Consider the following 14,309-nt stretch of genomic DNA (forward strand, 5'->3'; position numbering starts at 1 on the left):
CATGGGTTCATCTGATCGTCACTGATAGCCGCTATGCTTCCTCGAAAGGGGGGCTGAGACCGACTGCCGCTGTGCAGGTCTGTTGGCGCGGATGGGGACGTCCGCCCTCGGCGAAACCGGTTCCGCCCATTGTCAGGATGTGTAGAATGCGCCCTTTGACCATTGCAAAGGGGGCTTCTATGTCCACGACGCTTGCACTTGTCCTGCTGGGAATTGGCTGTGCCGTGATTGCAGGCATGGGCGGGTACGCCTGGTCACTGCGCAAGGAAGTGCGTCGCCGCGAGGCCTTCCGTCAAGACGAGGAACGTCGCGCGCGGGAAAACGGCCTGGAAAATATCGGACTGGTTGCGTCGGCCCTGGTGCAGCGACAAGTCGATGTGACAGAGGGCTGCTGGCGCCTGAAAGTCCTGTTTGAACTGATCGACCCTGCGCTGCTTGAGCGGCGCGAGTTTCGCGTTGTCGCAGAGGTGTACGAGCAGACACGGCATCTGCACACGCACCAGGCTCGTCAGGCACTTACACCGAAAGAACGGTTTGCCGAGGACAAGCAGAGGTTGGCCGTGGAAGAGGCAAATCGTGAGGATGTGCTGGCTGCGGCACAGGCTGCGCTGGATTTTCAGGCCCGTTACCCCGACAGTCTCAATTGAGCGATCTCGAACACTGTTCGATGAAGTGAATGACGGGCGTCTATCGGCTGTGCTAATTTGATTGTACAGAAGCGATACGTCATGATGTCGCCTGCAAGGGATTGGTCGTGCAGCGCATTTCTTGCACGATGGGCCGTCGGCGGAAGACGTTGAGATATCGAAGGCTATCAGGCTGGCTAGTCGCGATATTTCATGCTTTTCTTGCCTATGAGGAAGTAGGGTACCTATCCTGTTTCTCGATCGGCACAACATTGGACCCGCTGAAGAACAGGGTTACCCGTATTCAGCATTGAGTGTCAGAAAGAAGAAGGAGTCTTAAATGAAAAAATCAACGACTGGCTTGCTGCTCGGTTCTGCTCTGGTTGTCGGCCTCTCTGGCTGCGCCAGCTCCGCTTCACAGTCTTCCTCCGGCATGAGCGACGCTAAGCCGTGGTACCAGCACCCGATGGTGTGTGGTATTGCTGGCGGCCTGATCGGCGGCGGCATCGGCTACGGCACCACCAGCGACGACGACGAAGAAACCGGCGCAGCTGTTGGCGCTACTGTCGGCACCGTGGCTGGCGCTCTGCTGTGTGCTGAGCCGAACAAAGAGCCGATGGACGCTCCGAAGGATTCCGACGGTGACGGCGTTTATGACGCCAACGACCAGTGCCCGGGTACTCCGGCCGGTGTCGCGGTTGACGCCGTGGGCTGCCCGCTGGATTCCGACAACGACGGCGTGCCGGACTTCCAGGACCAGTGCCCGGGTACTCCGGCTGGCGTCCAGGTCAACTCCCTGGGCTGCGAAAAGGACCTGGTCCTGCGTGACGTGAACTTCGAGTTCGACTCCGCCACCCTGACAGCTCAGGCTGAGCAGGTACTGGTCGGTATCGCTGAGCGTCTGCGTGCCAACCCGAACGTCGGCGTGCGCATCGAAGGCCACACTGACAGCGTCGGTTCCGACACCTACAACAAGCAGCTGTCTCAGGAGCGTGCCGCTTCTGTTGCTCGCTTCCTGGCCAGCCAGGGCGTGCAGCCGAACCGCATGCGTGCTATCGGCTACGGTGAAGAGCAGCCGATCGCTACCAACGACACTGATGCAGGTCGTGCGGAAAACCGTCGTGTCGAGCTGGGTGAGTGGCAGTAAGTTTGCCCTGACCGAGTCTGTCTCGATCAGCTGATCGAGCGCGACGACATCAGCGAGGCGCCTTCGGGCGCCTCGCTGCGTTTGGTCGCGCAAGTTTGTTGCGACATTCGCCCGCCGCGAAGGTAGGGCGTGGCATCGACGACGCTGCTTCTGGTAGGCTATGTCGCTGTTTCACCCATTGAATCCATTTTGGCGACACGTGATCCCTGGTATGGATCACCACTGCGCACAAGGACAGCTTGCATGCCCATCGTGACACTGCCTGACGGCAGTCAGAGAACCTTTGATTCCCCCCTTAGCGTCATGGAGTTGGCCGAAAGCATCGGCCCGGGACTTGCCAAGGCCTGCGTGGCTGGCAAGATCGACGGCGTATTGGTGGACGCCGCGGACCTGATCGAGACGGACGCCGAGGTGGCGATCCTGACCGCAAGAGACGAGGAAGGGTTGGAGATCATCCGGCATTCCTGCGCCCACCTGATCGGGCACGCGGTCAAGCAGCTCTATCCCGAGGCCAAGATGGCCATCGGCCCGGTGATCACCGACGGCTTCTATTACGACATCGATTTCGGCCAGTCGATCACCCCGGAAGACCTCGAGACCATCGAGAAGCGCATGAAGCAGCTGATCGATGAAGAATACGATGTGGTCCGCGAGTACGTGGATCGCGACAAGGCGATGCTCGAGTTCCTGCATCGTGACGAGCCCTACAAGCAGGAAATCGTTCGCGGCATTCCCGAGGGCGATACCATCCGGCTGTACCGGCATCAGGAATACACCGACATGTGCCGCGGGCCTCACGTGCCCAACACCCGTCATCTGAAGGCGTTCAAGCTGACCAAGCTGGCGGGCGCCTACTGGCGCGGCAATGCGGACAACGCCATGTTGACCCGTATCTACGGCACCGCCTGGGGCGACAAGAAGCAGCTCAAGGCCTATCTGCACCGGCTGGAAGAGGCCGAGAAGCGTGACCATCGCAAGCTGGCGCGTCGTCTTGACCTGTTTCACATGCAGGAAGAAGCTCCGGGGATGGTGTTCTGGCACCCCAATGGGTGGACGCTGTGGCAGCGTGTCGAGCAGTACATGCGCGGTGTCTACAAGGAGGGCGGCTATCAGGAGATCCGCTGCCCGCAGATCATGGACGTGTCGTTGTGGAAGAAGTCTGGCCACTGGGACAACTACGCCGACGGCATGTTCTTCACCGAGTCCGAGAAGCGTGAATACGCGCTGAAGCCGATGAACTGCCCGGGGCATGTTCAGGTCTTCAATTCCGGACTGCGCAGCTACCGCGAACTGCCGGTTCGCTTTGGCGAGTTTGGCGGGTGTCATCGTAACGAGCCCTCTGGTGCGCTGCACGGCATCATGCGCGTGCGTGCGTTCACCCAGGACGACGGGCACATCTTTTGTACCGAAGAGCAGGTCCAGCCTGAAGTGACCAGCTTCCACCGTCAGGCACTGAAGGTCTACAGTGACTTCGGCTTCGAAGACATCGCGATCAAGATCGCGCTGCGCCCTGAGAAGCGTATCGGTGATGACGAGACGTGGGATCGTGCCGAGAACGCACTGCGCGGTGCGCTTGAGGCCTGCGACGTCGAATGGCAGGAACTGCCTGGCGAAGGTGCCTTCTATGGTCCCAAGATCGAGTACCATATGAAGGACTGCCTGGGCCGCGAATGGCAGGTCGGGACCATGCAGGTCGACTTCATGATGCCGACTCGCCTGGGTGCCCAGTACGTGACAGAAGAGGGCGAGCGTAAGCCACCCGTCATGCTGCACCGTGCCATTGTCGGCTCCATGGAGCGCTTCATCGGCATCCTGATCGAGCACTATGCCGGTGCCATGCCTTTGTGGCTGGCTCCTGAGCAGGCGGTGGTGATGATTATCACCGACGCGCAGAAGGAATATGCCGAAGCTTTGACCTCTCGTCTGCAAAAAATCGGTTTACGCGTCAAGTCGGACTTGAGGAACGAGAAGATCGGCTTTAAAATTCGCGAGCATACGTTGCAGAAGGTACCCTATCTCCTGGTGGTCGGAGATAAGGAAGTAGAGGCCGACTCGGTGGCTGTGCGTACGCGCAGCGGCGAAAATCTAGGCACCATGACGGTGGATGCCTTCATCGAGCGAGTTCAGGCCGAGCGGTACTAACGGGTAGGCGGCATGGGCCGCCCCCTCGTGCGAAGCTCGTAAAGGCACGCACCTTCCCAGCTCTCGCACCTTCCAAAGCTATAGTGGAGACGGAACCATCAAGCGAAGCAACCCCAGAGGACGCCCCCAGGACAAGCGTCCGCCAATGAACGAGCGTATCACCGAAGATCAGGTCCGCCTGATCGCTGCTGACGGCGAACAGCTTGGTATCGTGGATACCCGCGATGCTCTTGAGCGCGCCGAGGCTGAAGGCCTTGACCTCGTGCAGATTTCAAATGCCGATCCCATCGTCTGTAAGATCATGGATTACGGCAAGTTCGTCTTCGAGCAGAAGAAGCAGAAAGCTGCTCAGAAGAAGAAGCAGAAGCAGATCCAGGTCAAGGAAGTCAAATTCCGGCCTGGCACCGACGAGGGTGACTACCAGGTCAAGATGAAGAATCTGATCCGGTTCCTCGAAGGTGGCGACAAGGGCAAGGTCACCCTGCGTTTCCGCGGGCGTGAAATGGCGCACCAGGACATCGGCCGCAAGCTGATGGAGCGGATCGCGGCCGATCTCGAAGAGATCGGTACCGTGGAGTCCTTCCCCAAGATGGAAGGCCGCCAGATGATCATGATCATTGCCCCCAAGAAGAAGTGATTCGACGGCCCGTCCAACGAATGGCCAGCTCCAGAGCTGGCCATTGGCCCCGAATTTTCTAAAGAAACTCGAGCGGAGTTATTCTCATGCCGAAGATCAAGAGCAACAGTGGCGCTGCCAAGCGCTTCAAGAAGACTGCTAACGGCTTCAAGCACAAGCAGTCCTTCCGTAGTCACATTCTGACCAAGAAGTCCACCAAGCGTAAGCGTCAGCTGCGCGGCATGCAGCAGATCCACGATGCCGACAAGGCACTCGTGCGTCGCATGCTGCCGTACGTCTAATCCTTGGTGAACCCCCTTTAACGTCAGGAGAGTGCTATGACTCGTGTCAAGCGTGGTGTCGTCGCCCGTCGTCGTCACAAGAAGATCATGAAGCAGGCCAAGGGTTACTACGGTGCCCGTTCGCGTGTTTTCCGCGTAGCCAAGCAGGCCGTCATCAAGGCCGGTCAGTACGCCTATCGCGACCGTCGTCAGCGTAAGCGTCAGTTCCGTGCCCTGTGGATCCAGCGTATCAACGCTGGTGCTCGTCAGCACGGTCTGTCCTACAGCCGCTTTGTTGGCGGTCTGAAGAAGGCCGGCATCGAAATCGACCGTAAGGTCCTGGCTGACCTGGCTGTTCACGAGAAGGCGGCATTTGCTGCCATCGTGGAAAAGGCCAAGGCTGCCCAGTAAGCGCGTTCGATGGATGACCTGACCCTCTTGAAGGAGGGTCAGTGCATGATCGCCCCAGGGGAAGAGCAGCCGCTCTTCCCCTGTTTTTTTGGCGACCCTTTTATCATCGCTACTCTCCACTAAAGAAAGATCAACGCTACCGGAGCTCAACGTATGGACCACCTTCCCGATCTGGTTCAACAAGCTCGCGACGCCATCCAGTCCGCCGAGGGCATGGCCGGGCTAGACGATATTCGTGTCAGGTATCTGGGCAAGAAAGGCGAGCTGACGGCGCTGCTCAAGGGGCTTGGCAAGCTGCCGCCGGAAGAGCGTCCGGCCGCAGGTGAACGCATCAACCAGGCCAAGCAGGAGCTGGCCAAGGAGCTTGAGGCACGTCGTGACACCCTGGCCAAGGCAGAACTGGACGCCAGGCTCGCTGCGGAGCGTCTTGACGTCACTCTGCCCGGTCGCGGCCAGCCCGCTGGTGGCTTGCACCCGGTGACTCGAACGCTGGAGCGGATCGAGGGGCTGTTCAAGCGGATTGGCTACGATGTGGCGGTAGGGCCTGAGCTTGAAGATGACCACCACAACTTCGAAGCGCTGAATATTCCTGCCCACCATCCTGCCCGTGGCATGGCCGACACCTTCTATTTCGACGCCACGCGACTGCTGAGAACGCACACCTCTCCCGTACAGGTGCGCACCATGAAGGCAGAGGAGCCCCCGATCCGCATCGTGTGCCCGGGACGGGTGTATCGCAGCGACTCGGATCTGACTCACACGCCAATGTTCCACCAGGTCGAAGGCCTGCTGATCGAGGAAGACGTCAGCTTTGCGGACCTCAAGGGCACCATCGAAGACTTCTTGCAGGCGTTCTTCGAGCGTGACGACCTGTCCGTGCGCTTCCGTCCGTCCTACTTCCCGTTCACCGAGCCATCTGCCGAGGTCGACATTGCCTGTGTGATGTGCGCCGGAGAAGGCTGTCGGGTCTGCTCCCACACCGGCTGGCTGGAGGTGATGGGCTGCGGCATGGTGCATCCGGAGGTGTTCCGCCACGGTGGTATCGACCCCGAACGCTACACAGGCTTTGCCTTCGGCATGGGGGCCGAGCGCCTGGCGATGTTGCGCTACGGCGTCAATGACCTGCGCCTGTTCTTCGAGAACGATCTGCGCTTCCTGCGCCAGTTCCATTGATCAGAGGCCCGCACAGCGGCCCTGCGAAGAACATTGACTGCGTGAACAGGACGTCAAGGAGTCCTCATGAAAGTATCTGAACAGTGGCTGAGGGAGTGGGTTTCCCCTCAGCTGTCTACCCAGGGGCTGGCCGACCAGATCACCATGGCGGGGCTCGAGGTAGATGCCGTCGAGCCCGTTGCGGCGTCATTCAGCGACGTCGTGGTGGCGCAGGTGACCGACAAGGTCCAGCATCCCGACGCTGACAAGCTGAACGTCTGCCAGGTTGACGATGGCAGCGGTGAGCCGGTTCAAGTGGTGTGCGGCGCCCCGAATGTGGCGGTGGGACAGCGGATTCCCTTTGCTCGCGTCGGCGCCGTGCTACCCGGCGATTTCAAGATCAAGAAGGCCAAGCTGCGTGGTGTCGAATCTCGCGGCATGATCTGCTCCGCATCGGAGCTGGGCCTTGAGGAAGGCACTTCCGAAGGCATCCTGGTGCTCCCCGAAGACGCACCGGTGGGGACGGCCCTACGTGAGTACCTCGCGCTGGATGATCACACCATTGAAGTGGACCTGACACCCAACCGTGGCGACTGCTTGAGCGTGCAGGGTCTGGCTCGGGAAGTGGGCGTGCTGAATCGTCTCGGCCTGACTGAGCCAACCATTGACCCGGTTGCTGCACGTCACGACGAGACCTTCCCGGTACGCGTCGAGGATGCTCAGCGTTGCCCGCGTTATATCGGTCGCCTGATCAAGGGTGTCGACATCAGCCGTCCGACGCCAATGTGGATGATTGAGCGTCTGCGCCGCAGCGGCGTGCGTGCGATCGATCCTGCCGTTGATGTCACCAACTATGTCATGCTCGAGTTGGGACAGCCGTTACACGCCTTTGATCGTGCCAATCTTGAGGGTGCCGTCGTGGTGCGCCTGGCGCGCCAGGGTGAGGAGCTGGTGCTGCTTGACGGCCAGACCGTGTCCCTCGATCCGAGCACCTTGATCATTGCTGATGACAAGGGCCCTCTGGCCTTGGCGGGCGTCATGGGCGGCGAGCACTCCGGTGTGGGGGCCGAGACGCGAGATATCTTCCTGGAAGGCGCGTTCTTTACTCCTCTGGCGGTCGCAGGCCAGGCGCGCTCCTACGGGCTTCACACTGACGCGTCCCATCGTTTCGAACGGGGCGTCGACCCGGAGCTGACGCGACGTGCCGTGGAACGTGCGACTGCGCTGTTGATCGAGATCTGTGGCGGCGAGCCGGGCCCGCTCAACGAGCAGGCGGATGACGCTCATCTGCCCGGTCAGCGAGACGTCACGCTCCGCGCTGAGCGGTTGGCGAAGGCACTGTCAAAGCGCCTGGACGACGCTGAGGTCAGCGAAATCCTTGAGCGTCTCGGCATGGCGGTTGACGCCCATGATCGCGGTTGGACGGTCAAGGTGCCGAGTTGGCGCTTTGATATCACGATCGAGGAAGACCTGATCGAGGAAGTGGCCCGCATCCATGGCTACAATCGGCTGCCGGTACGCCGTCCCGCAGTACGCCTGGGCTTGAAGGCTGACCATGAGGCGCAAAGCCCGCTGGGCAGATTGCGCAGGCAGATGACGGCCCGTGGCTACCAGGAAGCGATTACCTACAGTTTTGTCGCGCCTGAGCTGCAGCGGACCTTGCTGCCTGAGGCGGTATCGCCGGTTCTCGCCAACCCCATCTCCGCGGACCTGTCGGTGATGCGTGCCAGTCTGTTTCCGGGGCTGGTAAGGGCGCTGGAACACAACCTCAATCGTCAGCAGACCCGTGTGCGCCTGTTCGAGAGTGGCCTGGTCTTCCGCGGCGAGCTCGATGACCTGGAACAGGTGCCGATGCTAGGCGCTGTCGTTTGCGGTTCGCGTCTGCCCGAGGGTTGGACCGGTGGCCGTGACAAGGTGGACTTTTTTGATCTCAAGGGAGATCTGGAAAGTCTGTTGGAGGTCAGCGGTGACGCCGACGCCTGGCGTTTCGAACCAGGCGAGCATCCCTCGCTCCACCCGGGGCAGTGCGCGCGGATCCTGCATCGCGGTGAAGAAGCCGGCTGGATTGGCACGCTGCACCCCGCGGTCAAGGGCAAGCTGGGCCTCAAGACTGACGCCGTGTTGTTCGAGGTTCGCCTGGATGCACTTAGCCAGGGCCGTATCCCGGCCTTCGCACCGCTGTCGCGCTACCCCGAGGTGCGGCGTGACTTGGCCTTCGTCATCGATGAGGACCAACCGGTACAGGCACTGCTCGACCGGGTCAGGGCCGAGGCGGGTGAATGGTTGACGGATCTGGCGCTTTTCGACGTCTATCAGGGCAAAGGTGTAGCCGAAGGTCGTAAGAGTGTGGCCTTGGGCTTGACCTGGCAGCATCCATCGCGCACGCTAAATGACGAAGAAATCAATCAGTTGGTCGATGCCATCGTGGCAACGGCTCGGCAGGGAGTCGATGCTGAGCTGCGTGCTTGACGCTTTAGCCTGACGGGCGCGGACGGTTGGCGTGACCATCACCATGAGGATGACGACATGGGAGCGTTGACCAAGGCAGAATTGGCCGAGCATCTGCACACGGAACTTGGCCTGTCCAAGCGGGAGGCGAAAACCATGGTGGAAGCCTTCTTCGAAGAGATCCGTGCCTGTCTGCGAGAGAATGAGCAGGTCAAGTTGTCGGGGTTCGGCAATTTTGACCTGCGCGATAAGCGCGAACGTCCTGGCCGCAACCCCAAGACGGGGGAAGAGATTCCCATCTCGGCGCGGCGTGTGGTGACCTTCCGTCCGGGCCAGAAATTGAAGAGCCAGGTAGGTCATCCAGATGAAGAGGAATGATCTGCTGTAAAGCTGAAGCGCCGCCTGATATCAGGCGGCGCTTTTTTTGGTGCTGGTCCCGCTGCATCGATGGGCTGGTCATGTCGGTAGCCCGATGCGGGTTGTCGACCGCTTAGCCGTTGTCAGAGCCGGTGGCCGCCGCGCTGGGTGTCGCTGTCGTCGGTGGCTCGTCTCTCTCGGCGGCTTCTTCGGCCAGCGTCTTGCGCGGCAGCAGCAGGTTGAGCAGAAAGGCGCTGAGGGCCGCGATGACGATGGGCGCACCGCTCACGACATTCTTGAAGGTTTCCGGGAATTGCTCGATGGCAGCTGGCTCCGAGGCGATGCCAAGGCTCAGTGCCAGTGACAGGCCAACGATGGTCATGTTGCGGGCCGTCATCTCGTCTTTGATCAACAGCTGAATGCCGGTCACGGTGATCATGCCAAAGACCGTGATGGTGGCGCCGCCGATGACAGGGTAGGGGATGGTCGTCATCAGGGCGCTGAATTTAGGACTGAACCCCGCCACCAGCACGATAATGCCGGCAAGCAAGAAAACCGTGCGGCTGACCACCTTGGTAATGGCGACAATCCCGACGTTCTGGCTGTAGGTGGAGGTCGGCAGGGCACCGAAAAGGGTGCTGATGGTGGTTGTCAGGCCATTGCCGAGAAGGCCTCCGGTAAGCTCCTTGGTGGAGAGCTCCCGGTTCATGCCGGCGACGCTGGTCGCAGATAGATCCCCAATGGTCTGCACTGAGTTGATCACACAGATGACCACCATGGAGATGATCGCAGCAGAGTGAAACTCCATGGCAAAAGGCATGGCCTTGGGCACTGCCAGCCAGGGCGCGTTATGGATCGGGCTAAGGTCGATCATGCCCAGCGGGATGGCAGCCAGATATCCCACCAGCATGCCGATGATGATGGCGGACAGCTTGATGATCCCGCGACCAAACTGTGATGCCAGCAGCACGGCAATCAAGGTCAGCAGTCCGAGCCCCCAGTTGGAGAGATTCCCGAAACCCTCTGCATTGACGTTGCCGCTTCCTGCAATGTAGCGGATCGCGATGTCATACAGCGACAGGCCGATGACCAGTACCACGGTGCCCGCCACGACCGGTGGAAACAGGTGACGAATGAACTGTATGAAGTAGCCCACTATCACCATGGTAATGCCGCCGATAAGTTGGGCGCCGAGAATACCTTCGATGCCATATTGGCTGCCGACGGCGATCAGCGTCGGAACGTAGGCAAAGCCGACACCGAATATGGCCGGCAGGCGAGCGCCAAACTTCCAGAGTCCGTACAGGTGGAACAGGGTACAAGCGCCGGAGGCCAGGATAGCGACCTGGATGAGCTGCAGTTTCTCGGCAGGGCTCACCCCCACCACGCCCGCCACGATAAGCGGAGGAGTGATGACTCCCGCAATCATTGCCAGCACGTGCTGTAACGAGATGGGAAGCGCCTTGGCCAGGCCTGGACGCCCGTGGAAATCAAACAGTGTCTTGGGAGGAGTGTGCATGTTCTCGGCCATTGTCATCGTTGTTGTTGTGCCAACAAGATCGGCCGGCACGAACTGTTGGCCAGACGTAGGGGCAGGGCGTGGGCGCTGCTCCTGATCCTGATGGCGAGGCGGTTGCTGTTGCCTACCTGGCTCTAGGCTAGTGTATTCACGACAATGTAGCGTGTGTATACAGGATAAGTGCGCGATGGTGCGTCATGATTTGATCGATATCACACAGAGGCGAGGAGAAAGACGACTCGAGTTGAGGTTCTGGTTCAACTCGATGGGAGAGCGCCGCGTGGGCAGGGCACCCAGCCGCGTATGTCTTTGTTGGTGGGAGAGGGCCTGGCGGCAGACAATTCTGTGCTGAATGGCTGCGCTGTGCTGATTGAGTGGTCCGTGCAAGTGGTTCGTACGCTGAGGGCCGTACGGGTGCTGATGGGAGATATGGCAAACGGCGCTCCACGACCTGCTGGCGTGGACCTGGGCGGGGCGCAGCAGGGGGAAGAGACCGACCTTGGCGGGTCTAGACGCCGTGGCTTTCGAGGTACCAGGTGATCGCCACCTTGGCCACATAGCCGAGCATTCCGGCCCCGAGCACGATGAACAGCATCAGGGTGCCAAAGCGCCCCGCCTTGGATTGCTTGGCCAGATCCCAGATGATGAAGCACATGAACAGCATGAGTCCGCCGATCATGATGGGGGTGATCCATGTCTCGAAGGTGTCTTGCATAGAGGTCTCGCTGTCTGGGGAGGCGTCTTGCTTGCGCCTGCCATGGTAGCGCCTTGCCGGGCAGATTGCAGGTCGCCGGGGATGCGTCGGTCTCGGCCAGCATGCTAGAATCCGACTAGAATTCTCAGGTAATTCCTTTACATGCCTACACTCAAGATACTGGTTGGCACCATGTATGGTGGTGCACTCGACGTGGCGGAGCAGGTCAAGCCGCTGTTCGAGGAGGCCGGGTACGACGTCTCGGTTCTCGAAAATCCCTCTCTGGCTGATGTCACCGACGATGCGCCGGATCTCGCCCTGTTCTGCGTGTCGACGACAGGTAGCGGTGATTTCCCCGGCAATTTCGTCAGTTTCGTACGCGAATTGCAGGACAAGAGCCCGGGGCTGGGCCACCTGCGCTATGGACTGATCGCCCTGGGTGACAGCTCCTACGGCGACACCTTCTGTGGTGCCGGCCGCCGTCTGGATCAGCTGCTCGAGGAGCAAGGCGCGACCCGCCTTGATGACCGACTGGAGATCGACGCCATGGAAACCTTCATGGCTGACGATGAAGCCTTGCCCTGGGTCGAGGGCTGGATTTCTCGCCAAGATCTCAAGGTGGCATGATGGCACGGGCAATCGCGAGCCCTGCTCGCCTCAGCCTGATGGTGGGTCTGATGCTGGTATTGGCGCTGACCCTGCCACGTTATCAGATGGCCGGCCTGGCGACCCGCGAGACGCTGGTCTACATCGTGCTGGGTGTGCTCGCCCTGGCTTCCCTGTTTCAGTGGCGCCTGCTCGATGGCGCCGGGCGCTCTCGCTTTCTGCGCATGTTGTTCACGCTGCTTGGCTGCATGGTCGTGGCGCTGGTCGCCATGGTGATCTACAAGCTGGTGGTGGGCGGCGTGGCCCTGGGCGTCATCACGTTATCCCAGGGAGCGACCGCAGGCCTTTTGTTGCATGCTGTAGTACTGGTGTTTTCCAAGCGAGATTGAGCTGAGTTCAGCTGACGCCAGCCAGGGCGAGGTCCTGGCGCGGCCGACGCGATGACAAAACGCCCTGGATCATGGATCCAGGGCGTTTTTTTACCTGCCAAGAAGGCGATATCCGTCAGCCGGATCTACCTCCAAGGGTGTAGCACGGCACGTAGTCGCCGGCCAGCTTCATGCGTCCTTGGGCAACGAAGGAGGTCAGCAGGGCGTCCAGCTTCTCCATCAGGTCCGCTTCGGCGTGCAAGCGGAAGGGGCCGTGTGCTTCGATGGCGCGAATCCCTTGCTCCTTGACGTTACCGGCCACGATGCCCGAGAACGCGCGGCGCAGGTTGGCGGCCAACTCATGCTTGGGCAGTTCACGATTGAGCTCGAGCCCGGCCATGGCCTCGTGGGTGGGGACGAACGGCTCCTGGAAGTTTCGGGCAATGGTCAGGCGCCAGTTGTAGTAGAAGGCATCCTGACGGGCGCGCCGATACTCCGTGACCTTGTCGATGTTGGCGCGCATGGTGCGGGCGACCTGGGTGGGGTCGTCGATGATGATCTGGTAGAGCTCGCGCACGGACTCACCCAAGGTATAGACCAGAAACTCATCGATACGCTGAAAGTACTCCGCGGCACTCGCCGGCCCGGTGAAGACCACCGGCAGCTCCATGTCGACGTTGTCGGGATGCAGCAGGATGCCGAGCAGATACAGAATCTCTTCCGCCGTGCCCACTCCCCCCGGGAAGACGATGATGCCGTGACCCAGCCGCACGAAGGCCTCAAGGCGCTTCTCGATGTCCGGCATCACCACCAGCTCGTTGACGATGGGATTGGGCGCTTCGGCAGCAATGATGCCGGGCTCGGACACGCCGAGGTAGCGTCCGGGATAGCGCCGCTGCTTGGCGTGGGCAACGTTGGCCCCCTTCATGGGGCCTTTCATGGCACCGGGACCGCAACCGGTGCAGATGTCCAGGTCACGCAGGCCGAGGTGGTATCCCACGTCCTTGGTGTATTCGTATTCCTCTCGAGAGATGGAATGACCACCCCAGCAGACGACCAGGCTGGGGTCGCGGCTCGGCTTGAGCGTGCCGGCCTTGCGCAGAATGTGGAAGACGGCGTTGGTGGTGCCTTCTCCCGTGGACAGGTCGAAGCGCGACTGGTTCTGAATCTCGTTGTAGACGTAGACGATATCCCGCAGCACGCTGGAGATGTGCTCGCGGATGCCGCGGATCATGCGGCCGTCGACAAAGGCTTCGGCCGGGGCGTCGGTCAGCTTGAGGCGCACGCCGCGGTCTTGCTGGAGCAGCTCAATGTCAAAGTTGGGGTAGGTTTCCAGCAGTGCCAGGCCGTCATCCATGGGGTTGCCGGAATTCAGTACCGCCAGCGTGCAGCGACGCAACATTTCATGCAGCCCGGTTTGAGAGCTGTCGCGGAGGCGGTTGACTTCATGCTGGGACAGGATTTCGAGGCTGCCCTCAGGGGAAATCGTGGTGGAAATGGTCTCGGCCATTTTTGGGCTTCCTTGTCAGAGGCGATTCAAGGCATCGGTGCCTTGTCGCACGCCTGGTTGAAGAGTTCGCGCACGGCTGTTTGGTCCGCGTCGCTCATGCCATCCTGGGCAAAGGCGCCATCCAGCCATTCATGGAAGACGGCGTCGAAGTCGTCGCTGCTTACCTCGCTGGGGTTGTAGTCAAGCTGGTCCACCACCAGGGGGATCTGCGGAATCAGATACCCGAGGGGAAACAAGTCGTCGGCACTGGCCTCACGCTCCATGTCCAGCAGGGCATCATGAATGGCGTCGGCACGTGCGGCGATGGGGTCATGCATGGAAAGTGACTCTTGTGCTGTGGTGGAAGGTGCGGTGGTAGAAGGTGCTGTGGCTGACATCGAACTCTTGATCATGGTGTGATGCTATCACGGCCGTGCGTTCAGGCGCACCGCT

At 60.6% G+C, this 14,309-nt stretch carries 15 protein-coding genes; 11 read left to right on the top strand and 4 right to left on the bottom strand.

Features of this window, described 5'->3' with window-relative positions:
- The first annotated feature begins 179 nt into the window (after positions 1-179).
- The 9 genes from KUV72_RS10940 to ihfA all read left to right on the top strand — a co-directional run bounded on the left by KUV72_RS10940 (position 180) and on the right by ihfA (position 9,201).
- Positions 180-647, top strand: a complete 468-nt coding sequence (locus tag KUV72_RS10940) for a DUF2489 domain-containing protein (protein ID WP_222238396.1) — start codon at positions 180-182, stop codon at positions 645-647.
- A 319-nt stretch (positions 648-966) separates the two neighbouring features.
- Positions 967-1,773: an OmpA family protein gene (locus tag KUV72_RS10945; RefSeq protein ID WP_206938504.1), complete on the top strand. Its 807-nt coding sequence runs from the start codon at positions 967-969 to the stop codon at positions 1,771-1,773.
- A 243-nt stretch (positions 1,774-2,016) separates the two neighbouring features.
- The gene (gene thrS, locus KUV72_RS10950) at positions 2,017-3,915 is read left to right on the top strand and encodes a threonine--tRNA ligase (RefSeq protein ID WP_222238398.1); all 1,899 of its coding nucleotides are present in this window, start codon (positions 2,017-2,019) and stop codon (positions 3,913-3,915) included.
- 97 nt (positions 3,916-4,012) lie between these two features.
- A complete protein-coding gene (infC, locus tag KUV72_RS10955; protein WP_315857894.1) occupies positions 4,013-4,552 on the top strand; it encodes a translation initiation factor IF-3 in 540 nt (179 codons plus the stop codon).
- An 86-nt stretch (positions 4,553-4,638) separates the two neighbouring features.
- Positions 4,639-4,833, top strand: a complete 195-nt coding sequence (rpmI, locus tag KUV72_RS10960) for a 50S ribosomal protein L35 (protein WP_045991495.1) — start codon at positions 4,639-4,641, stop codon at positions 4,831-4,833.
- A 36-nt stretch (positions 4,834-4,869) separates the two neighbouring features.
- A complete protein-coding gene (gene rplT / locus KUV72_RS10965; protein WP_045991494.1) occupies positions 4,870-5,223 on the top strand; it encodes a 50S ribosomal protein L20 in 354 nt (117 codons plus the stop codon).
- 153 nt (positions 5,224-5,376) lie between these two features.
- Positions 5,377-6,396 carry a phenylalanine--tRNA ligase subunit alpha gene (pheS, locus tag KUV72_RS10970; RefSeq protein WP_206938518.1) on the top strand — a complete coding sequence of 340 codons (1,020 nt, stop codon included), beginning with the start codon at positions 5,377-5,379 and terminating at the stop codon, positions 6,394-6,396.
- 66 nt (positions 6,397-6,462) lie between these two features.
- Positions 6,463-8,844 (top strand): phenylalanine--tRNA ligase subunit beta, encoded by a 2,382-nt coding sequence (gene pheT / locus KUV72_RS10975; RefSeq protein WP_222238399.1) that lies wholly within the window; start codon positions 6,463-6,465, stop codon positions 8,842-8,844.
- A 57-nt stretch (positions 8,845-8,901) separates the two neighbouring features.
- Positions 8,902-9,201, top strand: a complete 300-nt coding sequence (gene ihfA / locus KUV72_RS10980; RefSeq protein WP_222238400.1) for an integration host factor subunit alpha — start codon at positions 8,902-8,904, stop codon at positions 9,199-9,201.
- Between the two features lie 112 nt (positions 9,202-9,313).
- On the opposite strand, the gene KUV72_RS10985 is transcribed toward ihfA, so the two are convergent.
- Together KUV72_RS10985 and KUV72_RS10990 are read right to left on the bottom strand one after the other, a co-directional pair.
- Entirely contained in the window at positions 9,314-10,699 is a 1,386-nt protein-coding gene (locus KUV72_RS10985; protein ID WP_224852096.1) for a uracil-xanthine permease family protein, read from the bottom strand.
- A 508-nt stretch (positions 10,700-11,207) separates the two neighbouring features.
- Positions 11,208-11,414: a DUF2788 domain-containing protein gene (locus KUV72_RS10990; protein WP_206938526.1), complete on the bottom strand. Its 207-nt coding sequence runs from the start codon at positions 11,412-11,414 to the stop codon at positions 11,208-11,210.
- Between the two features lie 141 nt (positions 11,415-11,555).
- Here KUV72_RS10990 and KUV72_RS10995 point away from each other — a divergent pair, with 141 nt between their 5' ends.
- Together KUV72_RS10995 and KUV72_RS11000 are read left to right on the top strand one after the other, a co-directional pair.
- Positions 11,556-12,020 carry a flavodoxin domain-containing protein gene (locus KUV72_RS10995; protein ID WP_222163866.1) on the top strand — a complete coding sequence of 155 codons (465 nt, stop codon included), beginning with the start codon at positions 11,556-11,558 and terminating at the stop codon, positions 12,018-12,020.
- Complete coding sequence (locus tag KUV72_RS11000; RefSeq protein ID WP_206938530.1) at positions 12,020-12,388, top strand: hypothetical protein; 369 nt, start codon at positions 12,020-12,022, stop codon at positions 12,386-12,388. The genes KUV72_RS10995 and KUV72_RS11000 overlap by 1 nt, the downstream gene beginning before the upstream one ends.
- A 115-nt stretch (positions 12,389-12,503) precedes the next feature.
- Here the strand turns inward: KUV72_RS11000 and ppnN are convergent, their stop codons facing one another.
- On the bottom strand, positions 12,504-13,877 hold the full coding sequence (gene ppnN / locus KUV72_RS11005; RefSeq protein WP_242520577.1) for a nucleotide 5'-monophosphate nucleosidase PpnN: 1,374 nt from the start codon (positions 13,875-13,877) through the stop codon (positions 12,504-12,506).
- A 26-nt stretch (positions 13,878-13,903) separates the two neighbouring features.
- The gene (locus KUV72_RS11010) at positions 13,904-14,194 is read right to left on the bottom strand and encodes a YfcL family protein (protein ID WP_222163865.1); all 291 of its coding nucleotides are present in this window, start codon (positions 14,192-14,194) and stop codon (positions 13,904-13,906) included.
- Between the last annotated feature and the right edge of the window lie 115 nt (positions 14,195-14,309).

The organism is Halomonas sp. DP4Y7-1 (assembly GCF_019800705.1).
Classification (GTDB): domain Bacteria; phylum Pseudomonadota; class Gammaproteobacteria; order Pseudomonadales; family Halomonadaceae; genus Halomonas; species Halomonas litopenaei_A.